Below are 21,817 nucleotides of genomic sequence, written 5' to 3' on the forward strand. Positions count from 1 at the left end.
ATCCAAATCGCTGAATAGCAACCCCACAATTTAGACCAATCCCCATAGTAGACAATCGGTAAACAACCGGTTCAGTCAACACTGCGTTCATGTTGGGCCGTACCGGCCACACGAACGCTTAGTTATTAGGTGCAGTTTTATTGCAGGATTTTTTTTGCATCTCTAATATTCAAATCAATTTCGTTTTCAGTTCTTCCTTTTCTTGTTTCGTCAAATGCAGGCTCACCTAGATTATCTAATGCAACTAAAATTTGAAATATCGTGTTTTCACAATTGTTTTTTAATTCCCATTTAAGCCATTTTTTGAATTTTGGAATCAAATCATAATTTCCAATTTTTGATAAACTCCAATATGCGGTGATTCTCTCTTTTTCCGATTTATAAATATTAAAGTTAATTCCATCAACAATTATTTTTTCTAATTCTCTTATACTCAAATTTTTCAATTTTGATTCTTTAATTATGTTCTTCTCGTAGTCAGAATGAGAATATCCATTTGCCCTTTCAAAAATATAAGCAGCTTCTTCAAATTGGTGGTTAGTTAATTTCATCTTTTATTCGTTGTTTTCCACCATTCTAATACTTCTGTAATCATTTCTTTTGTATCCATGTTTTGGATAGAGAATCCATAATTATTTATCAGCTCGAATTGAAAAGCTTTAGAAATTTTATATTCGTCAGAATCTTTATATAATTGACTTAGTAATAAGTGATTAATAGAATCAAATTCATCAATCGGTGAATCTGGTATTAAATTCCATGAGTTAATTATAACTCTCAACTCATTAAATTTTCTGATATATTCTTTTTGTAATCTAGATCTCATTATAAAATTGCATCCTAACGGTCTTGTTTAACGCAAGTAGCGTGGAGTAGGGACGCTAATTTGTCGGCTTTATTGTTTGTTATTTAGGCTCTAAAATAACACTTTTCAGCACAATACCCGCTATTTGCTGTTAAACGATGTTGCCTACTGTAACTCCTACCTAAAATAAATTAGAATAGTAAACAAGCATATCAAAACGTCCGTCAGTAAAGTTCACTATTTCTCCTTGTTGATTTATAGCTTGAAATTCAAAAATTCCAGCTATAAAATGTTCAGTTTGGTTGATTTCTAAAATCTCTAATGTTCCAGTAATATTAGAATTAGTTCCAAAACAGGAATTAATTATTCGGGAACTTATTGTACTATTAATACATCCTGAGGCATTTGGCCATATTTTATCAATGGAAGCGATATAATTTTCTGATAATTCATATACTTGTTCTTTCAATGGTTCTTCTAGATATAAATTTATGCTGATTCTTATATCTCCATTTATATTATTCATTGCGGTTATACCTAATTGATATATATCATCATTTTTAAAATAACTTAATCTCTTTCGAGAAGCCCCACAAGAAAAATTACATGTGCTACCATCTCTAGGTAAAAAAACTTGTCCATTAATATTGCATCCAAAGGTGTTTGCCCCTTCAGTTGTAATTTCTGGTAAGTCAGAACTTGTTCCATCATCATCGTCTACATTACAACTGATTATTAATAGAGTAAAAGATATGATAAGAATTTTCGGAAATAAATTTTTCATCTTGGTTTAATTTATGTTCAATAGAGTTATTGTAGGCAACTCGTTATATCCATAGCAATATAATCATTTATCCCAAAAGGTTCCGGGATAAACGAAGGTTTGGGTTGTCTTTATTGCGATCCATTAGTTCCTTTAAACTTTCATCTAAAGGACTCCGAATCTTCATTAGATCCTTCTGCGTGACATGTGTATAGATCATAGTGGTCTCCGGCCGGCTATGTCCCAATAACTCCTGAATATACCTTATATCGATCCCGTTTTCTAACATATGTGTGGCATAGCTATGCCTTAGGGTATGCGGTGTTACCCGCTTCCGAATGCCGGCTCGTTTTACAGAGTCTTTTAAAAACGCCCGAATAGAAGAGGCGGTATATTGCCCGTTATTCTGCCCTTCAGTAAAATAAATTTGCGGCTTATATGTTTGGAGATAATTGTAGAGTAGGGGAATAAAACTTTCGGCCAACAACACATAACGGTCTTTTCTGCCTTTGGCCTGTTTTATAAGGATTTGCTTTCGGTCTACATCGATGTGATCCAGCCTCAAATTCAGCAATTCCCCAATTCGCAGTCCGGAAGAATAGATCAAAGCCAGAATGCTGCGATGTTTTAGATTCCGTGTGGCACGAAGAAGATCCAGAACCTCCTCTTTACTGAGAACACCGGGCAGGAATTTACTTTTTTCTGGTCGGTTTAATAGGGAAGTATCAAAAGAATCCAGCTCAATAAAATCAAAATAATGCTTTAGCGCGCTAATACACTGCCGATGTGAACTAATCGCATAACGCTTCCCCGCGATCTCTTTTTCTACAAACCGGTCTACATCCCGCAAAGTATAATCTTCTGTATCTTTATGGAACCGAATAAATTTACCGGTAAAACTAAGATAGGTAGCGATGGTGCTTTCACTATAGCGTTTCCCGGTTAAATAATTTTTAAACAGCTCAATCCTGGTTTCTAACAAGTCATTTTCTGACGGAATATGACGTGAAAGTTGAATATGATTTATTGCTGAATCATCCACCAGATAATTTTTTCCCTGCATATGCACCATAAAGCTTTCGAGATTAAAGCGATTTGCCAGAAAATAAAAACAACCAAAGGTTTGGCTCCAGCTTATATTTTTCAGCAATTTTATAAACTCGATCATTTCCCGGTCAAAAGAAAAATGAATACCAATTTGGGATGCAGCATGATGCTGAAATTGAGTTAGATCGATCTTTTTCATAAGAGGTAGTTAAGTGGTTATTACTGAAAATTTAAATTTCTCCGTTTCTAAAATCTTACAGAAAAATCTCTACACCCAGCTGAAAGGGAACTTCTTCAGTGCTGTGTTGTTGAAATTGTAAGAAATAAATAGATACCTGTTAAAAAATTCCCACATAAATATATGGAATAATTCCTAATTTAGGAATAAATCCTAATTAAAAATTGGTAATATATCTTCCTATGTTTCAAAACTCCAAATTAAAGATGCACATCTAAGGGTTAAATTCGATTATTTCTTTAGAGAACAGTAAGAAAGAATAGGCTCCAAACAGGTTCAAATAAAAATATAGATGTTTTGGATAAAATAAGATGTGGACATGAGATATTCAGAAAAATAGTATATCTCATAAGATATGCTGATAATTAAATTAAAATTTTTCCGAAGTAGCCATTATAACTAGACTAAATATTTTAGCAATAATCACTTTGAACCCCAGTGAGTCGCTAGATTTAGTTCTTTTTATTATTCCTATTTTTAAACCATAATTTAAATGCATGCAGAAAGAACTTCAGGAAGCATACGGTTTTATATTCGAAGAGGAGCTATTGAATGAGATCGAAAGCGTTGGTATTTTTAAAGAAATGGGTCCCAACCAGAAGATCATGGAAATTGGGGATTATGTTACGGGAATGCCCTTACTCATTCATGGCGCGATCAAAATACTTCGGGAAGACAACAAAGGCGACGAACTTTTGCTTTATTTTCTGGAACGTGGTGATACCTGTGCCATGACCCTAACCTGTTGCATGGGGCAGAAAAAAAGTGAAATCCGTGCAGTGACTGAATCTGATTGCAGCCTTATTATGATCCCTATTGGGAAAATGGAAGAGTGGACCGCAAAATATAAAACCTGGCGGGCCTTCGTATTTGAATCCTATCATACCCGCTTTTCAGAAATGTTGGAAACAATAGATACCATTGCTTTTATGAATATGGATGAACGTATCATGCGACATCTTCGAGATAAAGCAAAGATTAATGGGAATGATGTGGTGCAAAGCACGCACCAGGAAATTGCTTACGATCTTCATACGTCGCGTGTAGTCGTTTCCCGTATTCTTAAAAAACTTGAAATTGATGGGATGATTGCTTTACAGCGCAATAGCATTAAAATTTTTGATCTGTAACCCATGTTACTGTTTAGGACTTAAAGCAATTCTACATTTGTCCCGTTAAAAATTCATGATGGAAATACTGGAAATTCTTGGGTACTTTGGAGCATTGCTTATTGGTGTGGTATTAGGTTTAATTGGTGGTGGCGGTAGTATTTTAACCGTCCCCGTGCTGGTTTATCTTATGGCCCTAAACCCCGTTACGGCAACTGCCTATTCTTTATTCGTGGTAGGAAGCTCTTCTTTGGTGGGAGCTCTTCGCAATATTCCTAAAAAACTCATCGATTTTCGTACGGCTATTGTCTTTGCTATTCCGGCATTCATAACCGTTTACCTTACACGCAGATATGTAGTTCCGGCGATTCCTTCGGAAATTTTTACAGTGGGGGAATTTACCATAACCAACAATATTGCGATCATGGTTTTTTTCGCAATAATTATGATCATTGCCGCATTTTCTATGATTCGGGAAAAAAAAGATAGTCCTGTAGAAGAAACTAAAGTGACCTATAATTATCCGCTAATAGTAATTGAAGGAGTTGTGGTTGGTTTGCTAACAGGAATTGTAGGAGCTGGTGGCGGATTTTTAATCATTCCGGCATTGGTCATTCTTGCAAAGTTGCCTATGAAAAAAGCCGTGGCGACTTCCTTGTTGATCATTGCGGTAAAATCACTAATTGGTTTTATAGGGGATGTGGAAACCATGGAAATCGACTGGCCTTTTCTGCTAATTTTTACCGCAATTTCAATAGTCGGGATTTGGCTGGGCATTTATCTTAATAATTTTATCGACGGTAAAAAATTGAAAAAATCCTTTGGATGGTTCGTTTTGGTTATGGGGATTTATATACTATTTAAAGAACTCCTTTAAATTATAAGTTTTACTAAAATCACACTTATGTGGATCCTGGTTTATTTCATTTTTCAATTAATTCTCTTCTGAAATGATTTCAGCTTAAACCCATTCATTCTTCTCGTTTTCCTAAATTTGATTTAAATAATCTGAATATGGCAGCAGAAGAAAAAATTATCCAGGGATATCGTCATATAGCCTATAAACAGCAGGAAAAATTCACTGGAGGAGAAATGCTGGAAAGATCTTCGAATTTTTACAGCTGGCTTGAAGCGCGAAGGTCGGTAAGGCATTTTTCAGAAAAGGCGGTTTCCGAAGAAGTCATTCAAAAGATCATATTATCTGCAGGAACGGCACCTTCCGGAGCGGATAAACAACCCTGGTCATTTTGTGCAGTTTCAAATCCAGAATTAAAAATAAAGATTAGGAATGCCGCTGAAGAAGAGGAGCAGGAAAATTATAAGGGGCGCATGAGCGAGCGCTGGTTAAAAGATCTGGAGGTTCTTGGCACCAATACCAATAAAGAGTTTCTGGAGATCGCGCCCTGGCTTATTGTAGCGTTCAAAAAAGTCTATGAACTGGATGAGAAGCAGGTAAAACGAAAGAATTATTATGTAAATGAATCGGTTGGGATTGCCTGCGGCATGTTGATTTCAGCAATTCATAATGCCGGTTTGGTCACCTTAACCCATACGCCAAGTCCTATGAATTTCCTTGCAGGTCTCCTGCAAAGGCCAAAAAATGAAAGAGCCTATTTGTTGTTGCCGGTTGGGCATCCTTCCAGCGAAGCTTATGTTCCCGATATCCGGAGGAAAAAGCTGCAGGAAATCTCAGATTTTTATATGTAATCATAATTATAAAAACTCATATCATTTTCTACACATCAGTTCTGGAAAGCTCAATGATATACGCCATATGATATAAAAATGCCACGAATAATCATCAATAGGAATTCAGAATGGGCCAATAAATGGAAGAATTTCGACCTGTTTCTAAATGATGAGCATCTATCCGTTATAGAAGATAAGGAGACGCTTACGTTCAATCTTCCCAAGGGAAGTTACATCTTAAGGGCAAAAATGGACTGGTGCAGCAGCCAGTCTTATTATTTTGAGCTTCAGGAAAATCAGGACCGGTATTTTGAAGTGACCGGATTTATTTTTTCAAAATATCTGCTTCCGCTTGCTTTTGGATGTTTTGTTTTTTTCTGGGTAATCTATTTTCTTTATGATTTTCATAGCATTTCCCTGGCTTTTATCCTGATGGCCTTTATGGGTTATATTCTCTATTTTATGAGTATTGGTAGAAATCAATTCCTGCAGATAAAGGAAATCACCGGAAAATTTTAGGAGATATTTGCCAATTATTGACCTGACATGGCTCAAAAATCCTAATTCTGGTCCTATTTAATTTCAAAGATTTTAAACTACAGGAAACATCTGTAACAAAAGTTACTGCCTTAAGTGTTCGATATTTATATTTTTGCGGTTAGAAATGAATTTCTGTTGGAAAAATATTTAGACATCATTAAAAATTCTTTTTCAGGTTATTTTAATTACCTGGTAAATGAAATAATCAGCCCAACCTGGACCAGTTATTTTTACTGGCTCATTGGCTTGTCTTTATTGGTGTGGACCCTTGAAATTGTAATTCCCTGGCGTAAAAAACAACAAATTTTCAGAAAAGGTTTTTGGCTGGACTCATTTTATATCTTATTTAATTTTTTTCTCTTTTCCCTTATTGTGTATAATGCCTTAAGTAATGTTGGCGTAGAATTATTCAATGATTTCCTTGGTCTGTTCGGGATTGAGAATATTGTAGCTGTTCATATAGATTCCCTGCCCGCCTGGGTACAATTATTCATCATGTTTATTATCGCAGATTTTATTCAATGGAATGTGCACCGGCAACTACATCGCCGGCCGTGGCTTTGGGAATTTCATAAAGTGCATCATAGCGTGAAAGAAATGGGCTTTGCCGCGCAGTTTCGATTTCATTTCATGGAAACGATCGTTTATAAAACGGTGCAATATATTCCGCTGGCGATGATAGGTTTTGGGATTCAGGAGTTTTTTGTGGTGCATATGTTTACCGTTTTTGTAGGACATTTAAATCATGCAAATTTGGGTTGGAGCTATGGTCCTTTCGGATATATTTTTAACAATCCAAAAATGCATATCTGGCATCACTCAAAAGACCTTCCGAAAGACAGGCCCTACGGAATGAATTACGGACTCACCTTAAGCATCTGGGATTATATTTTCAGGACCGCTTATATTCCGAAGAATGGAAAAAAAATTGAACTGGGTTTTAGCGGGGATGAAACTTTTCCGAAGGATTTTACGCACCAGTTGCTTTATCCTTTTCAGTCCAAAAAAGTATCAAAAACAAAACAATTATAAAAATCAGAAAAATGACCATAAAACAATTCAAAGACGCTCCACTTGCACATTATTCCTATGCGATTGTAAGCAATGGGAAAATGGCTGTAGTAGATCCTGCCAGAAATCCTATGCCATATTATAAGTATGCTGAGGAACAAAATGCAAAGATCGTTGCGGTTTTTGAAACACACCCACATGCCGATTTTGTAAGTAGCCATGTTCAAATTCATAAGGAAACGGGGGCAAAGATTTATGTAAGTAAGCTGGTAGGTGCCGAGTATGAATATGAAGGTTTTGATGATGGGAATTCAGTAGAAGTAGGAAAGACAACTTTTAGAGCCATTAATACGCCGGGACATTCCCCAGATAGTATTACTGTGGTGGCCGAAGATGAGGGGAAAACGGCTATGTTTACCGGCGACACGCTATTTATTGGCGACGTGGGTAGACCAGATCTTCGTGAAAAAGCCGGTAATATGAAAGCAAAACGAGTGGAGCTGGCAAAAGATATGTACAATACCATTCGCACGAAATTTAATGATTTGCCAGATGATGCGTTGGTGTATCCAGCGCATGGCGCCGGTTCTTTATGCGGAAAAAATATGAGCGATGCGGCTTCAAGCACGCTTGGTAACGAGCGAAAGGGCAATTGGGCTTTTAAAGAACAGACTGAAGAGGAGTTTGTGGAAGAAATATTAAAAGATCAGCCATTTATTCCTTCTTATTTTGGATTTGATGTAGACCTGAACAAAATCGGAGCTGCACATGTGCAAACTTCAAAATGGGATACGCCGGTTCAATTATATACTTCTAAAGTCAACGCGAAGTTGATCGTAGTCGATACGAGAGATGAGAAAGTTTTTAAGGCAGGACATTTGCCAAACAGTTTTAATATTATGGCAAGATCAGAAAATGACAAATATGAAACCTGGCTTGGCGCGATCGTACAACCTGAAGAAGCATTTTACCTGGTGATCAACTCGGTTGATGATCTGGAAGAAATACTGGAGCGAACTGCTAAGATAGGTTATGAAAAACAGATCAAAGCAGTATTGACTCTAAGTAAAGATCTTTCAGAAAAAACTGAAAAACTGGATCTTAAAGATTTTAAAAACAATCCGGAAAATTATACCATCGTAGATATTCGGAATAAAAGCGAAGTGGCTGAAGGCAAAATATTTAAGGATGCGATCACAGTTCCTTTAAATGAACTCAGGGATGATCATAATGATATTCCGTCCCATAGGCCGGTGGTGGTTCATTGTGCAGGCGGGTATCGATCGGCTGCCGGAAGCAGTATTCTTAATAATATTTTTGAGCACACTGCTGTCTACGATCTAAGTGATGAGGTAAACGATTTTAAATAACCTAAGATAAATTCATTTATAAACCCGAAAGCAACCACTTTCGGGTTTTATATTTTTAGTCATTGCGAATGATGGCTGAGCAATTTTTTAGAAAACTATATTTTGGTGTTATTGCGAGCGTAGCGAAGCAATCTTTTTCAGAAAGCTATATAATGTTGTCATCGTCATTGCGAGCGAAGCGAAGCAATCTTATGTAAAGATTTTGAATTTTATTGAGACTGCTTCGGTCATTTCATTCCCTCGCGATGACGAACTCATTAAAACGTCATTGCGAGCGAAGCGAAGTAATCTTTCTTAAAAAAACTAAATCTGGTCAAGCTGAATTTATTTCAGCTTCTATCCTAATAGATCCTAAAACAAGTTCAGGATGACTTTTTTTGGAGCTTCTCGCAATCTCATGAATTGAAACCGACGATAAGATGAGACTGCTTCGGTCATTGCATTCCCTCGCAGTGACGATTCTTTCGAGTAAAGCAAATTATAAAGTGATACTACTTATCACTTTATTTCCCACTAATTCATACTAATTGAACCGTCATTGCGAGCAGAGCGAAGTAATCTCCATTTCAAATTTCAAAGAACCATGATTCCGCGAGATCTTTCCACTCGGAATTCGCAGATTTGATTAACCTGATTTTTTTTGCTCTACTTCCGGCTTTCATTTTTTTTTCAAATTCAATTGCTTCAAATATGGAATCAAAATTTGTGTAAAAAACGAGCTTATTACAATTATATCTTGCCGAAAAACTCTCCTTGTAGAGTTTTGTTTTATGTTCATAAATTCTTTTAAGTAAATCTGAAGTTACACCGGTATATAGAACAGTATTATTTTTATTGGTGATAATATATACGGAGGACTGATTCAATTTTAGAGAATATTTTATTAAGAATACAATATAATATTTCTGAATTTAAGAGACTGCTTCGGTCATTTCATTCCCTCGCAGTGACGGTCTTTATTAATTAATAATGCAAGCGTGGCGAAACACTCTTTTTCAGAAACCTATATATTGTTGTAATCGTCATTGGGAGCGAAGCAATCTCATCTCATTAAATAAGTAACAAAAATTATCATTTAACAAAATCCCCATATTCTCAGATTTCAGCATTACGTCAAACCTTCTAATTTTTCTATATTTACGATCCTAGCTGAATTAAAAATCAGATTCATAATTTATGGACAAAAAATATAAAGTAAGTGTAAATAATACTTTCAATTTTGAGTTTTCTCAAGAAGAAATTGAAGCCCTTGATATCCAAAGAATTTCAGAAAATAAATTTCATCTTCTTAAAGACCGTAAATCTTTTTCCGCAGAAGTTTTTCAACCAGATTTTATTAACCGGAAATACGGGATTAGAATTAATTCTAACTCATATAGTGTAAAAATCAACAACGAACTGGATCAGCTCATTGAAGAGATGGGATTATCATTGGGCTCTTCCCAACAAGTTAATGATATTAAAGCTCCTATGCCCGGCCTTATTCTGGAAGTGAATGTTCAGGAAGGGGATGAGGTGAAGCAGGGCGATTATCTCCTCGTCCTTGAAGCTATGAAAATGGAAAATACACTCACAGCTCCAAGGGACGGAATTGTAAAATCTATAAGCATAGGGAAGGGGAATACGGTAGAAAAAGGTCAGTTACTCATCGAAATGGAATAATGGTGAATTATTTCAGAAGAAAAAATAGCATGAAAAAAATATTAGTTGCCAATAGGGGGGAGATCGCACTCAGAGTAATGAAGACCATCAGGAAAATGGGAATTCAAAGCGTTGCTGTTTATTCTGTCGCCGATAGGAATGCGCCTCATGTAAAATTTGCTGATGAAGCTGTTTATATTGGAGAGGCTCCTTCCAGTGAATCCTATTTGGAAGGCGATAAGATCATAGAAATCGCTAAAGAAATGCAGGTCGATGGGATTCATCCCGGCTATGGCTTTTTAAGTGAAAATGCCGATTTTGCTGAAGCGGTAGAAAATGCCGGAATTACCTGGATTGGTCCCGGCTCCAAAGCCATAAAAGTGATGGGAAGCAAGCTAGCCGCCAAAGAAGCGGTGAAGCAATATGGTATCCCCATGGTTCCCGGAATTGATGAAGCGATCACCGATACCGAAAAAGCTAAAAGGATTGCAAAAGATATTGGTTATCCCATTCTTATAAAAGCTTCTGCCGGTGGTGGAGGTAAAGGAATGCGTGTGGTAGAAAAAGAAAAGGATCTTGAAGATCAAATGAAACGCGCGATAAGTGAGGCAGAGTCTGCTTTTGGAGATGGCTCGGTATTTATAGAAAAATATGTTTCATCGCCAAGGCACATAGAAATTCAGGTGTTGAGCGATAAGCATGGCAATTATCTACATCTTTTCGAAAGGGAATGCAGTATCCAGCGAAGACATCAAAAAGTAGTGGAAGAAGCACCTTCCGTAGTTTTGGATGATCAACTTCGGAAAGAAATGGGGGAGGCTGCCGTGCAGGTGGCAAAATCCTGTGATTATGTAGGTGCAGGAACTGTGGAATTTTTATTCGATGAAACTCGAAATTTTTATTTTCTCGAAATGAATACCCGCTTGCAGGTAGAGCATCCAGTGACCGAATTTATTACCGGAATAGACCTGGTAGAACAACAAATTAGAATCGCCCGCGGGGAAACTTTAAAATTCAGTCAGGAAGATCTTAAAATTAAAGGTCATTCTATGGAATTAAGGATATATGCTGAAGATCCTCTGGAAGATTTTATGCCCAGTACAGGAACGCTGGAAAAATATCAGCTTCCCGTGGGTGAAGGAATAAGAGTAGATAATGGATTTGAGCAGGGAATGGAAGTTCCCATTTATTACGATCCTATGCTTGCTAAACTGGCCACTTTTGGAAAAACCCGTGAAGAGGCAATTCAAATGATGATCAAAGCCATTGATGATTATATTGTAGAAGGCGTGAGTACCACCCTGCCTTTCGGGAAATTTGTTTTTCAGCATGATGCCTTTAGAAGTGGGAATTTTGATACGCATTTCGTCAAAAAATATTATTCTCCAGACGCTTTAAAAGCCGAAACAGGAGAAGAAGCAAAATTAGCCGCTTTATTGGCCTTAAAACAATATTTAAAGGATAAGGAAACATTGCGCTTACCGCATAACTAATCCTTAATTAAAATTTCAGAATCAGGACATGAGTCAGAATCTCGATAAGTTGAAGGAAAAAATTGCTGAAGCCCATAAAGGTGGAGGTAAAAAAAGAATTGCCAAACAGCATGAAAAGAAAAAACTTACTGCCAGGGAACGGGTGGAATATTTGCTCGATGAAAATTCTTTTGAAGAAATTGGTATTTTAGTGACCCATCGAACCACCGATTTTGGGATGGAAAATCAAAAGTTTTATGGAGATGGTGTGGTAACCGGTTATGGAACTATTCATGGGAAATTGGTGTATATTTTCGCCCAGGATTTCACCGTTTTTGGAGGCTCACTTTCTGAAACGCATGCCGAAAAAATCTGTAAGATCATGGATATGGCGGTGAAGGTTGGAGCGCCAATAATTGGTTTAAATGATTCCGGAGGTGCAAGAATTCAGGAAGGTGTAAAATCTTTGGGAGGTTATGCTGATATTTTTCATAGAAATGTAAAGGCTTCCGGGGTAATTCCACAGATTTCGGCCATTATGGGTCCCTGCGCGGGTGGCGCCGTGTATTCGCCCGCAATGACAGATTTTACCCTCATGGTCGAGGATACTTCTTATATGTTTGTCACAGGCCCGAACGTGGTAAAAACGGTGACCAATGAAGAGGTCACTTCCGAAGAATTGGGAGGAGCGAGTACGCATTCAACCAAATCTGGAGTAACACATTTAACCTGTGCCAATGACATTGTTTGTCTTGAAGATGTCAAAAAATTGCTCAGCTATATGCCGCAAAATAATAAAGCTGCTCCTGAAAAACTTCCGTTTGAACTGGGCGATGAGCATAGGGAAGTACTCGAAAAAATCGTACCTGATAGTTCCAACAAGCCATATGATATGCATGAGGTGATCCAGGGAATTATTGACGCGGATACTTTTTTTGAAATTCATAAAAATTATGCCGACAATATCCTGGTTGGATTTGCCAGATTGGGCGGTAGAAGTGTGGGAATTATTGCCAATCAGCCTATGAGTCTTGCCGGCGTTCTGGATGTTAATTCTTCCAAGAAAGCAGCCCGTTTTACACGTTTTTGCGATTGTTTCAATATTCCGCTTTTGGTGTTGGTGGATGTTCCGGGATTTTTACCAGGGACAGATCAGGAATGGAACGGGATTATTTTAAACGGCGCTAAACTTCTTTATGCCCTTAGCGAAGCGACGGTACCCAAAGTAACGGTAATTACCCGAAAAGCTTACGGGGGTGCGTATGATGTGATGAATTCCAAACATATTGGCGCCGACTTCAACTTCGCCTGGCCCACTGCGGAAATTGCCGTAATGGGTGCTAAGGGAGCTTCAGAAATTATTTTTAGAAAAGAGATCTCAGAAGCAGAGGATCCGGAAAAGAAACTGGCAGAAAAAGAGGCGGAATATGCTGAAAAATTCGCCACGCCTTTTGAAGCAGCCCAACGGGGGTTTATCGATGAGGTGATCATGCCCAAAGATACCCGTAGAAAACTGATCAAAGCGTTTAGTGCCCTGGAGAACAAATCGGTTTTAAGACCAGTTAGAAAACATGGGAATATTCCTTTGTAATCGTCATTGCGAGCGTAGCGAAGCAATCTCTAAACGTGAGACTGCTTCGGTCATTTCATTCCCTCGCAGTGACGAACCCATTTTTACGTCATTGCGAGCAGAGCGAAGCAATCTTTTCAGCTTCTATACTATTGAGATACTGAAACAAGTTCAGGATGACTTTTTTTGGAGCTTCTGAGTAATCGCAGCACATTCCAACCGTCATTGCGAGTGCAGCGAAGCAATCTTTTCTAAGAAATACTAAATCATTAAACTGAATTTATTTTAACTCCTTTACTATTAAGATCCTGAAACAAGTTCAGGATGATATTTTTTTGAGATTCCTAGTAATCGAGAGATATATATAGAATCCGTCATTGAGAGCGAAGCGAAGCAATCTCATGAACTGAGACAAACAACATTTAGAGACTGCTTCAGTCATTTCATTCCCTCGCAGTGACGATCTTATTCAACTGTCATCCACGAGCGCAGCGAAGCAATCTAAATAAAATGTCCTTCTAAGCGAAGTCGAAGAATGGCAAATGAGCTAAGTCTTTGTAACTAATGTTACTGTATTTCGTCTAAAGGCGAAGTTTCTTTGCGCTTAATTAGATTTATATGGAAAATATTTTACAACCATGGCCCTGGTATGTGGCAGGTCCGCTTATAGCAGTGGTAATGTTCTTGCTCATTTTTATGGGTAGACAATTTGGGATGTCCTCAAACCTGAGAACCATTTGCACCATGTGCGGAGCTGATAAAACTTCGGGTTTTTTCGATTTTGACTGGAAAGCACAACGCTGGAATTTGGTTGTGATTCTTGGTGCCGTCCTTGGTGGTTTTATAGCTATGAACTTTCTCACCGCAGATCCCGCCGTAGCAATCAATCCTGAAACCGTTTCACATCTAAACGAATTAGGATTTGAAAGCGCAGGAAAAGCATATCTTCCCGATGAATTATATAGTTTGGAAGCATTAACCGATTTTAAAGCTTTGAGCATCCTTATCATAGGTGGAATTTTAATAGGCTTCGGGGCAAGATGGGCGGGAGGCTGTACTTCCGGTCATGCTATTTCTGGTTTAAGCAACCTTCAATTGCCCTCACTCATTGCGGTGATAGGATTTTTTGTAGGAGGCCTTCTAATGATTCATTTATTATTCCCTTTAATTTTTTAAGATGAGAATACTAGGATATTTATTTATAGGAATTTTTTTTGGGATTGTAATGTTTAAATCTGAAGCCGCTTCATGGTTTCGGATTTATGAAATGTTTCGATTTGAATCTTTTCATATGTACGGAATTATTGGTTCGGCTTTGATTATTGGGGTAATTGGTATTCAGATCATTAAAAGAAATAAACTGAAAGATTTTCAAGGGGAAACTATTCATATCGCTGATAAAAATAAAAGTTTTAGCCGGTATATGTATGGAGGGATTATTTTTGGATTGGGCTGGGCGCTCGCGGGTGCCTGTCCGGGACCAATTTATACCTTAATTGGAGCGGGATATGTTTCAGTGATTGTGGTGTTTCTTGCCGCTGTTTTTGGCACTTTTGTTTATGGTTTGCTTAAAGATAAACTTCCGCATTAAAAAGCTGAATTTCAGATATAAAGAAATTTATCTGTTCTATATTTAAAAGGCATTCATGAAAACCATGAATGCCTTATTTTTTATTATTAAATATCTTGTATAGATGACCTAAGTAAAGAGTAAGCTATTAATTTTTAGGAAGAATAGAAAGATCTTCTCGAATCCAGGCTCTTTCAGTCTTGACCTTATCACACATTTTAATTAAAGCAGTATAAGCGTTTGCAAATTCTTCGCCCAGTAACTTATTATTAGCTTCAGACATACTATCCATTTCAGTTTGATTGGAAGCTGAAATGGCAACCATAAAGTATCCCGGCATTACCCCAATACCGGAATTGTAAACACGGTAGTGCATTTTAGAACCTTTAGCTGAAAAAATCTCTTTAATTTTTTTAGCCTGATCACGAAATTCGGTTGCCATACCGATTTTAGGAGTGAATACGATCAGGTTCCTATAGTTTTTGCCGGTCTGGGTTTGTGAAATTCCATCTGGCATATAAGAAAGATCGTTATCTAAATGGATGAAGTAATCACCATGCTGTGAATAGTTATCTTTATACTTATTCATCATGGCATCAAATTTTTCCTTACCCATTTTTTTCTGAAGTTCTTCGAAAGGATCATTGTCCAGCATAGCATAATTTTGCATAGGCACCAGATATCGATATAAGCCTTCTTCGTTCACCACAGTTAACCAATTCAGTTTGGCTTCCATTCCGTTGGCAAGGACTGCTTTTTTTAATTCGGTATCGACCTTTTCATGTTCCTGACTCATTCCCGGCCTTACATAGTCTTCGTGTACGAGAAACATTTGATTTTTACTTTCCTGGGCTGTCATTCCCGTGGTTAGGAGAATACATAGAACCAGAACATTTACGAGCTTAAATCTTGTAATTTTCATAATTAGTTGAATTTAAATGGTTTAACTTTTTTATTTTTTTGGTGATAGTATAGGTTGAGTAGGTATGGCAGATAATAATAAACCGGAAGGCTCTGCCATACCATTCAACTAATTGTATCAAATTAATTTTCTAAGGCCAGGCTGTCTCCAGGTTCTTCCATTGCAGCCATAACAATACTATTATCATAATAGCCATATTCCTTTTTTATTTTTCCGTTTTCAAACTGTGCAGTTAAATGAATGGGAAGTTCAATCATATTACCACTACCCGAAACTTTAGCACTCCAAACACCCCAATAGTTTACCCAGGTTTCATCATCATCATTCACCACCATTTCCATTTCTTCCTTATCATCTAGTAATTCATAAGATTCGATCATTTCTAGATTTCTCTGATGTGCCGCCACAAGTTCGGCCGGAGTTAAGAAGTTGTTTTCTGTATTATGATAAATACGGGCTGAATCTGAAAAAGAGGCGACAAAAATTTCCCAGTTCCCATCTTCATAAGCCCGGATGGTTTTTTTGTAGCTGTCTATTTCATCTGAATGCTGCGTATAACGCTCCGTATCTTTTTGGTTTTGAGATTCGTCCTGTTCGCAGGCAACTATGGCCAATGGTATCAAGATTGCAAGTGCATATTTCATCATCATTTCTAAATTTTAGTGATTAGACAAATAATTTTTATATTATAACTTATTATAAATGAACGATTTAAAGTCGTAATTATCAAACGAAATAGGACGAACAGACGAATTTGTTGTACGGGAGTATAGTTTTACTTATCGAAGCTATTCTCACTGGGAATAGTTTTATATAAATACTTATAATTCAGAAGCTTAGTCTGTTTAATATTGAAATTAAAGTTACTTTTAACACAAACTATCATCGAATGCGGACTTTCCGTAGACTATTTTTTCTGCTATTCATTTTCCTGATGGGTACAAGTTTATACGGCCAGATTTTTAATCTAAAAAGAGGGAAGGTCTATAAACAGATTTTTGTAGAGACCGACGATTTTGGTTTCAATTATCTGGATCAACTCGAAAGCAATCTGCCCAAGGTGAATAACAGGAGTGAATATTTTAGAATACTAAATGACCTTGCTTACTATTGGCATACCCGAAATTTGACACGCTCTCTACATTTTGCTGAAACCGGATTAGATTCTACAAGAAAAGCAAGAGACACCTTATGGGAAGGGCGTTTTCAAATAACACAGGCGGCTGTTTTATTGCGTATGGAAAAACTCAATGCGGCACAACACGTTCTGGAGGAAGCAAAAATGAAAGTAAGCGCAACTGATTTACCTTTTTTATATACTCAATTGGGATATGTTTATGAAAGAAGGGGAATGTTTGAAGAAGCTTCAAACATAGCACTAAAATCATTAGAATTAGGGGAAAAATTAAATGATAAGAAGGCCATGGCGATTGCCTACAGCGACCTGAGCAACTTGTCCTGGAAAAACTCAAAATATGATAAAGGTCTTGAATATGCCCTTACTTCTCTGCGGTTGTTTGAAGAGCGTAATATTGAAGATCTGGATTATGACTTCACCTTATACGTAGCCGGTAATAATTATATGGCACTGGAGAATTATTATAAGGCGCTTTCTATGTACAAGCGATCTATCAAGATTGGTGAACGTTATGGATTCTATAATAATTTAAGTGATGTTTACATAAGTCTTGTAGATCTCTATATGGCGCTGAAAAAGTTTCCTGAAGCCGAAATAGCAGCAAATAAAGCTATAGAATATGCCGATTTACTGGACAATGAATTTATGTTGATGCGATCCTGGATGGCACTCGGTAAATTGCAGAATATAGAAGGATCATTTGCTGAAGCTGCGCAAAGTTTGGAACATTCCATAAAAATTGCCACGAAAGATTTTGGAGATGATTTTTTTCTTAGCCAGACTTACAAAGAACTGGCCATAGCATATGCCGGTATGGAACTACATAAGGATGCGTATGAAGCGATGACAAATTATACAAATCTAAAAGACAGTATTTTCACAAAAGAGTCTGATGAGCGAATAGCCAGTGTGCAAACTCAATTTGAATTTGCACAAAAAGAAAACACGATTAATTTACAGCAAACAAGGTTGAACCAGCAGCGCAGCAGGCAAAATCTTCTACTTATAATTGCTTGCTTATTAGGGGTAATTCTTCTTATCCTTTATAAATCTTTTAGAAATAACACCCAAAAAAGGAAATTACTTTCGCGGCAAAATGACGAGAAGGAATTCCTGTTAAAAGAAATTCATCACAGGGTAAAAAATAATTTAGAAATCGTTTCCAGTCTTTTATCCCTGCAATCGGCTTCTATTAAAGATGATGAAGTCCTTGAACTAATGAAGGAAAGTCAGAATCGTGTTTATAGTATGAGCATTATTCATCAACACCTTTACAAAGGTCGAAATTTATCAAATATTGAAATGAAGGACTATTTAGAAAACCTGGGCGCTCATGTAATCGATTCCTTTGGGATGGAAGACCGGATCACATTGAATTATCCAATGGATATATTGGAGCTTGATGTGGATACTGCAATTCCTCTTGGCCTTATCGTTAATGAGCTTCTTACCAATTCTTTAAAACATGCTTTTAAAGCACAGGAAATAGGAAATATCAGCATAAGTCTAAAAAAGACGATTTCAGGAATTCTAAAACTTGAAGTTAGAGACGATGGTTGTGGTATTGAAGAATCTGTTTCAAATGAGGGATTCGGGAATCAGTTAATGGTACTTTTAACCAAACAACTGGAGGGAAAGATGACGACCCATACTGGCAGGGGAACCAGTTTTGCATTTGAATTTCCAATGAACACTGCAACCTAGAATGTTTGAAGGCGTTCCAGTAACTCTCCTCGCACAGTTTTACTCAAAGGAATTGTTTTATTGGCAATGACCACATAGCTACCTGCAACCTCGTTAAGATGATCCAGGTTTACGATAAAACTTCGGTGTATTCTAAGAAAATGCACTTTTGGAAGTTTTGCTTCCATCTCTTTTAAAGTAATAACCTGCACAAATTGTTTGTCCTTAGAAAAGATTCGGCAGTAATTTCTGTCTGCTTCAATATATAGGATATCCTTAATGAAAATTTTTATCATCTTATCGCTATTCCTTACGAATATGCGATCGTTCAGGATTATAGGCGTATTTACCAAAGTTTCTTCTATCGTATCTTTTTGTTGAATTTGATTTAGGGTGAGTTCAATAGCTCGCTGCAAATCTAACTTGCGAAATGGTTTAGATATAAAAGCAAAGGGATTTGTAGATTTGGCTCTATTAAAATTCATATCATCGGCATTTGCAGTTAAATAAATGATAGGAATACCAAACTGGTCATGCAATATCTGGGCGATTTCTATCCCATCCATTTTTCCTTTTAACTGAATATCCAGTAAAGCAATATCCGGACGAGTACTGCTTACAGATTTTAATGCTTCTTCAGCATTTGAAAATATGCCACTTATAGAGTAGCCCAGTGAACTTAGGTGCATAGAAGTATTTGCAGCAATTAGCAATTCATCCTCTATTATAAGGATTTTAATCGCTTCTTTCATTTGTATTCGGTTTGGATATTAAAGATAGTTAAAACTTTGTAAATGAGTGGTTTTGATTAGAAAAGGAAAACTGATTCATGCAAATTTTGGCACTAAATGAACTGGATTCTCTTTTCGGAATTAGGTATTAGTTAATTCGGAAAAATGTATTTATGAAAAACTTCCCCATTAAGTATTTCGTGAATTATTCAGATAAAATGAAGGAAGGGAAATTTTATACTTTACAACCAATAATCGTATAGAAATGACAATGAGTGAAGTGATGAGATAGATCAAATCCTGGTCTAAACCTATATTGTATAAAACTATATAAGCATAAGCTCCAATGAGACAGGCTGTCGCATAAATCTCTTTTCTGAAGATCACCGGAATCTCATTACAAAGAATATCACGAATAACCCCTCCAAAAGTTCCGGTCATAGCACCGAGTGCTACTGAAATAATAGGCGCAAGATCATTCTGAATGCCGGTTTCAACACCGGTAATGGTAAAAACTCCAAGCCCAATCGTATCAAAAAGGAATAAAGATTTTTTCAGGTAATTAATCTTATTTCTGAAAATAATCGCAAGAAGGGTTGTAAAGCTAATGATGTAAATATATTCCAGATTTTTCATCCAGATAACCGGGGTATTCCCAATAAGTATGTCTCTTAAGGTCCCTCCGCCAATCGCGGTGACAAAAGCGATTATAAAGATCCCAAAAAGGTCTAACCTTCGATTCATCGCAGCTAGGGCTCCGGAGATCGCAAAAGCAACCGTACCAAGTACATCAAAGATCTCGAACAAATTTAAATCCATACTTGGCAAAGGTAAATTTATCTTTTAAATTTGTAGGATCCCAGGCATAATTCTGCCCTCATTTGATGGGACAATAATTACATAAATCTTCACAATACCTAAAGTTGAGAATTTCATTAAAAACTACCTATTTTTGTATTGGAAAAAAAAAGAAACATGAGCGAGAACATCGAAAGAGTTAAATGTTTGATCATAGGTTCAGGGCCGGCAGGTTATACTGCGGCCATTTATGCGGCGAGAGCCGATATGAAACCTTTAATGTATACAGGAATGGAACCTGGAGGACAACTTACCACCACTACTGAAGTGGATAATTTCCCAGGTTATGCTGATGGTATTGACGGGCCTCAAATGATGATGGATCTTCAGAAACAAGCCGAGCGTTTTGGAACCGAGGTAAGAATTGGAATGATCACAGAAGTCGAATTTTCTAGAAAAGCCGGAGGGATTCATAGAGCGTGTGTGGATAATTCCAAATGGATAGAAGCAGAATCGGTTATTATTTCTACCGGGGCAACTGCGAAATATTTAGGATTGCCCAGTGAACAAAGATTACGTGGAGGCGGAGTTTCTGCCTGTGCAGTTTGCGACGGCTTTTTCTTCAAAGGTCAGGATGTGGCAATTGTTGGTGGTGGGGATACCGCTGCCGAGGAAGCAACCTATCTGGCCAATATTTGCAGAAAAGTGACCATGCTGGTGCGTAAGGATTATATGAAAGCTTCTAAAGCAATGCAACACAGGGTTGAAAATACGGCAAATATCGATTTGCGATATAATACTGAAGTAGATGAAATCCTGGGAGAGCAGGTAGTGGAAGGTTTAAGGATGATCAACAATAAGACAGGGGAGAAGGAAGAAATTGCCATTACCGGATTCTTCGTTGCGATTGGCCACAAGCCCAATACTGAAATTTTTAAAGATTGGCTGGATATGGATGATACCGGTTATGTAATCACTCAGCCGAAGACGACCAAAACAAATATTCCAGGAGTTTTTGCTTCAGGTGATGTTCAGGATAAAGTATACCGCCAGGCGATCACAGCGGCAGGTACAGGATGTATGGCTGCTTTGGATGCCGAGCGCTACCTTGCAGAAATTGACATAGAAGAGGATATTCAGAAACCGCAAACCAAACCGGAGACTGTTTAGAAAATAGTTTGTAAAACCAGAAAGTCCCGCAAATTGCGGGACTTTTTTTAGTTGTCGGTCTTCTCTTTTACTTCGCCATCGTCAATTTTGAGTTTGTACTCACTACCATCGGCATTATCAACTTTTTTCTTGTATTCCCCGTCATCTTTTTTAATTTTGATTTCAGAGCCATCTTCTTTGGTGATCTTGATCTTGTCACCGCCGTCTTTTACTTCCACCTTATTATCAGGATCTCTCATTAAACGTTCTGTTTCTGTAAGCTCGTCACCGTTATCATCGGTTTCTTCTGTGTTTCTACATGAAATTAAACTGATCGAAAACATGAAAATGAGCAAACTACTTTTAAAGATATTTTTCATCATATAAAAATTTAGAAGGTAAAGGTAGCTAATTGGTTAATCCTCAATAGTTTTTTCAGAAAATTTTATTGAGTTATACGTTTAGCGACTGTTTTATACTTTCTTGAAATATTGGATTAGCGGTCACCATTCTTTCTATTGTTTGGTGAAAGATACTTTGTTTACTCTGTGAGCGGTTTATCCTAAAACAG

The 21,817-nt window shown here is 37.2% G+C and carries 23 protein-coding genes and 1 pseudogene; 13 read left to right on the top strand and 11 right to left on the bottom strand.

Features of this window, described 5'->3' with window-relative positions; genetic code table 11:
* Positions 1-137: 137 nt before the first annotated feature.
* From DHD80_RS19230 to xerA, 4 genes are all read right to left on the bottom strand, one after another.
* Positions 138-551 carry a hypothetical protein gene (locus DHD80_RS19230; protein ID WP_251743098.1) on the bottom strand — a complete coding sequence of 138 codons (414 nt, stop codon included), beginning with the start codon at positions 549-551 and terminating at the stop codon, positions 138-140.
* Entirely contained in the window at positions 548-826 is a 279-nt protein-coding gene (locus DHD80_RS19235) for a hypothetical protein (protein ID WP_251743099.1), read from the bottom strand. Before DHD80_RS19235 ends, DHD80_RS19230 begins: the two co-directional genes overlap by 4 nt.
* A gap of 160 nt (positions 827-986) precedes the next feature.
* On the bottom strand, positions 987-1,589 hold the full coding sequence (locus DHD80_RS19240; protein ID WP_251743100.1) for a hypothetical protein: 603 nt from the start codon (positions 1,587-1,589) through the stop codon (positions 987-989).
* A 67-nt stretch (positions 1,590-1,656) separates the two neighbouring features.
* On the bottom strand, positions 1,657-2,814 hold the full coding sequence (xerA, locus tag DHD80_RS19245; protein ID WP_251743101.1) for a site-specific tyrosine recombinase/integron integrase: 1,158 nt from the start codon (positions 2,812-2,814) through the stop codon (positions 1,657-1,659).
* Positions 2,815-3,350: 536 nt separating this feature from the next.
* Here xerA and DHD80_RS19250 point away from each other — a divergent pair.
* The 6 genes from DHD80_RS19250 (at position 3,351) to DHD80_RS19275 (ending at position 8,572) form a co-directional block, all read left to right on the top strand.
* Positions 3,351-3,983 (top strand): Crp/Fnr family transcriptional regulator, encoded by a 633-nt coding sequence (locus tag DHD80_RS19250; RefSeq protein WP_251743102.1) that lies wholly within the window; start codon positions 3,351-3,353, stop codon positions 3,981-3,983.
* A 58-nt stretch (positions 3,984-4,041) separates the two neighbouring features.
* Positions 4,042-4,839 carry a sulfite exporter TauE/SafE family protein gene (locus DHD80_RS19255; RefSeq protein WP_251743120.1) on the top strand — a complete coding sequence of 266 codons (798 nt, stop codon included), beginning with the start codon at positions 4,042-4,044 and terminating at the stop codon, positions 4,837-4,839.
* A gap of 137 nt (positions 4,840-4,976) precedes the next feature.
* Complete coding sequence (locus DHD80_RS19260; protein WP_251743103.1) at positions 4,977-5,669, top strand: nitroreductase family protein; 693 nt, start codon at positions 4,977-4,979, stop codon at positions 5,667-5,669.
* Between the two features lie 78 nt (positions 5,670-5,747).
* On the top strand, positions 5,748-6,170 hold the full coding sequence (locus DHD80_RS19265) for a hypothetical protein (protein WP_251743104.1): 423 nt from the start codon (positions 5,748-5,750) through the stop codon (positions 6,168-6,170).
* 156 nt (positions 6,171-6,326) lie between these two features.
* Positions 6,327-7,223: a sterol desaturase family protein gene (locus DHD80_RS19270; protein ID WP_251743105.1), complete on the top strand. Its 897-nt coding sequence runs from the start codon at positions 6,327-6,329 to the stop codon at positions 7,221-7,223.
* 11 nt (positions 7,224-7,234) lie between these two features.
* Positions 7,235-8,572: a rhodanese-like domain-containing protein gene (locus tag DHD80_RS19275; protein ID WP_251743106.1), complete on the top strand. Its 1,338-nt coding sequence runs from the start codon at positions 7,235-7,237 to the stop codon at positions 8,570-8,572.
* A gap of 566 nt (positions 8,573-9,138) precedes the next feature.
* On the opposite strand, the gene DHD80_RS19280 is transcribed toward DHD80_RS19275, so the two are convergent.
* Positions 9,139-9,438 (bottom strand): GIY-YIG nuclease family protein, encoded by a 300-nt coding sequence (locus DHD80_RS19280; RefSeq protein ID WP_251743107.1) that lies wholly within the window; start codon positions 9,436-9,438, stop codon positions 9,139-9,141.
* Between the two features lie 310 nt (positions 9,439-9,748).
* On the opposite strand from DHD80_RS19280, the gene DHD80_RS19285 reads away from it, so the two are divergent.
* From DHD80_RS19285 to DHD80_RS19305, 5 genes are all read left to right on the top strand, one after another.
* Positions 9,749-10,234, top strand: coding sequence for an acetyl-CoA carboxylase biotin carboxyl carrier protein subunit (locus DHD80_RS19285; protein ID WP_251743108.1), 486 nt, complete (start codon positions 9,749-9,751; stop codon positions 10,232-10,234).
* 29 nt (positions 10,235-10,263) lie between these two features.
* Entirely contained in the window at positions 10,264-11,706 is a 1,443-nt protein-coding gene (gene accC / locus DHD80_RS19290) for an acetyl-CoA carboxylase biotin carboxylase subunit (RefSeq protein ID WP_251743109.1), read from the top strand.
* A gap of 28 nt (positions 11,707-11,734) precedes the next feature.
* Positions 11,735-13,276 (top strand): acyl-CoA carboxylase subunit beta, encoded by a 1,542-nt coding sequence (locus DHD80_RS19295; protein ID WP_251743110.1) that lies wholly within the window; start codon positions 11,735-11,737, stop codon positions 13,274-13,276.
* A 597-nt stretch (positions 13,277-13,873) separates the two neighbouring features.
* Positions 13,874-14,431 (top strand): YeeE/YedE thiosulfate transporter family protein, encoded by a 558-nt coding sequence (locus DHD80_RS19300; protein WP_251743111.1) that lies wholly within the window; start codon positions 13,874-13,876, stop codon positions 14,429-14,431.
* 1 nt (position 14,432) lies between these two features.
* The gene (locus DHD80_RS19305) at positions 14,433-14,846 is read left to right on the top strand and encodes a DUF6691 family protein (RefSeq protein WP_251743112.1); all 414 of its coding nucleotides are present in this window, start codon (positions 14,433-14,435) and stop codon (positions 14,844-14,846) included.
* 127 nt (positions 14,847-14,973) lie between these two features.
* Here DHD80_RS19305 and DHD80_RS19310 read toward each other — a convergent pair whose 3' ends face one another.
* Both DHD80_RS19310 and DHD80_RS19315 read right to left on the bottom strand, forming a co-directional pair.
* Positions 14,974-15,747, bottom strand: a complete 774-nt coding sequence (locus DHD80_RS19310; protein ID WP_251743113.1) for a hypothetical protein — start codon at positions 15,745-15,747, stop codon at positions 14,974-14,976.
* Between the two features lie 122 nt (positions 15,748-15,869).
* Positions 15,870-16,397: a nuclear transport factor 2 family protein gene (locus DHD80_RS19315; RefSeq protein WP_251743114.1), complete on the bottom strand. Its 528-nt coding sequence runs from the start codon at positions 16,395-16,397 to the stop codon at positions 15,870-15,872.
* A 284-nt stretch (positions 16,398-16,681) separates the two neighbouring features.
* Between DHD80_RS19315 and DHD80_RS19320 the strand changes: the two genes are divergently transcribed.
* Complete coding sequence (locus tag DHD80_RS19320) at positions 16,682-18,589, top strand: histidine kinase dimerization/phosphoacceptor domain -containing protein (RefSeq protein WP_251743115.1); 1,908 nt, start codon at positions 16,682-16,684, stop codon at positions 18,587-18,589.
* Here DHD80_RS19320 and DHD80_RS19325 read toward each other — a convergent pair.
* Both DHD80_RS19325 and DHD80_RS19330 read right to left on the bottom strand, forming a co-directional pair.
* A complete protein-coding gene (locus tag DHD80_RS19325) occupies positions 18,586-19,320 on the bottom strand; it encodes a response regulator (protein WP_251743116.1) in 735 nt (244 codons plus the stop codon). The genes DHD80_RS19320 and DHD80_RS19325 overlap by 4 nt on opposite strands.
* 168 nt (positions 19,321-19,488) lie before the next feature.
* Complete coding sequence (locus DHD80_RS19330; protein ID WP_251743117.1) at positions 19,489-20,118, bottom strand: trimeric intracellular cation channel family protein; 630 nt, start codon at positions 20,116-20,118, stop codon at positions 19,489-19,491.
* Between the two features lie 156 nt (positions 20,119-20,274).
* Here DHD80_RS19330 and trxB point away from each other — a divergent pair, with 156 nt between their 5' ends.
* The gene (trxB, locus tag DHD80_RS19335) at positions 20,275-21,267 is read left to right on the top strand and encodes a thioredoxin-disulfide reductase (RefSeq protein WP_251743118.1); all 993 of its coding nucleotides are present in this window, start codon (positions 20,275-20,277) and stop codon (positions 21,265-21,267) included.
* Between the two features lie 47 nt (positions 21,268-21,314).
* On the opposite strand, the gene DHD80_RS19340 is transcribed toward trxB, so the two are convergent.
* Both DHD80_RS19340 and DHD80_RS19345 read right to left on the bottom strand, forming a co-directional pair.
* Positions 21,315-21,629 (bottom strand): hypothetical protein, encoded by a 315-nt coding sequence (locus DHD80_RS19340; RefSeq protein WP_251743119.1) that lies wholly within the window; start codon positions 21,627-21,629, stop codon positions 21,315-21,317.
* 70 nt (positions 21,630-21,699) lie between these two features.
* Positions 21,700-21,817: pseudogene (locus tag DHD80_RS19345) on the bottom strand (IS1595 family transposase); the annotation flags it as partial.

The organism is Gramella sp. AN32 (assembly GCF_023718305.1).
Lineage (GTDB): Bacteria > Bacteroidota > Bacteroidia > Flavobacteriales > Flavobacteriaceae > Christiangramia > Christiangramia antarctica.

Coding starts and splice junctions, on each gene's coding strand:
- DHD80_RS19230 (WP_251743098.1), bottom strand. CDS start 551: ATGAAATTAACTAACCACCAATTTGAAGAAGCTGCTTATATTTTTGAA.
- DHD80_RS19235 (WP_251743099.1), bottom strand. CDS start 826: ATGAGATCTAGATTACAAAAAGAATATATCAGAAAATTTAATGAGTTG.
- DHD80_RS19240 (WP_251743100.1), bottom strand. CDS start 1,589: ATGAAAAATTTATTTCCGAAAATTCTTATCATATCTTTTACTCTATTA.
- xerA (WP_251743101.1), bottom strand. CDS start 2,814: ATGAAAAAGATCGATCTAACTCAATTTCAGCATCATGCTGCATCCCAA.
- DHD80_RS19250 (WP_251743102.1), top strand. CDS start 3,351: ATGCAGAAAGAACTTCAGGAAGCATACGGTTTTATATTCGAAGAGGAG.
- DHD80_RS19255 (WP_251743120.1), top strand. CDS start 4,042: ATGGAAATACTGGAAATTCTTGGGTACTTTGGAGCATTGCTTATTGGT.
- DHD80_RS19260 (WP_251743103.1), top strand. CDS start 4,977: ATGGCAGCAGAAGAAAAAATTATCCAGGGATATCGTCATATAGCCTAT.
- DHD80_RS19265 (WP_251743104.1), top strand. CDS start 5,748: ATGCCACGAATAATCATCAATAGGAATTCAGAATGGGCCAATAAATGG.
- DHD80_RS19275 (WP_251743106.1), top strand. CDS start 7,235: ATGACCATAAAACAATTCAAAGACGCTCCACTTGCACATTATTCCTAT.
- DHD80_RS19285 (WP_251743108.1), top strand. CDS start 9,749: ATGGACAAAAAATATAAAGTAAGTGTAAATAATACTTTCAATTTTGAG.
- accC (WP_251743109.1), top strand. CDS start 10,264: ATGAAAAAAATATTAGTTGCCAATAGGGGGGAGATCGCACTCAGAGTA.
- DHD80_RS19295 (WP_251743110.1), top strand. CDS start 11,735: ATGAGTCAGAATCTCGATAAGTTGAAGGAAAAAATTGCTGAAGCCCAT.
- DHD80_RS19300 (WP_251743111.1), top strand. CDS start 13,874: ATGGAAAATATTTTACAACCATGGCCCTGGTATGTGGCAGGTCCGCTT.
- DHD80_RS19305 (WP_251743112.1), top strand. CDS start 14,433: ATGAGAATACTAGGATATTTATTTATAGGAATTTTTTTTGGGATTGTA.
- DHD80_RS19310 (WP_251743113.1), bottom strand. CDS start 15,747: ATGAAAATTACAAGATTTAAGCTCGTAAATGTTCTGGTTCTATGTATT.
- DHD80_RS19315 (WP_251743114.1), bottom strand. CDS start 16,397: ATGATGATGAAATATGCACTTGCAATCTTGATACCATTGGCCATAGTT.
- DHD80_RS19320 (WP_251743115.1), top strand. CDS start 16,682: ATGGGTACAAGTTTATACGGCCAGATTTTTAATCTAAAAAGAGGGAAG.
- DHD80_RS19325 (WP_251743116.1), bottom strand. CDS start 19,320: ATGAAAGAAGCGATTAAAATCCTTATAATAGAGGATGAATTGCTAATT.
- DHD80_RS19330 (WP_251743117.1), bottom strand. CDS start 20,118: ATGGATTTAAATTTGTTCGAGATCTTTGATGTACTTGGTACGGTTGCT.
- trxB (WP_251743118.1), top strand. CDS start 20,275: ATGAGCGAGAACATCGAAAGAGTTAAATGTTTGATCATAGGTTCAGGG.
- DHD80_RS19340 (WP_251743119.1), bottom strand. CDS start 21,629: ATGATGAAAAATATCTTTAAAAGTAGTTTGCTCATTTTCATGTTTTCG.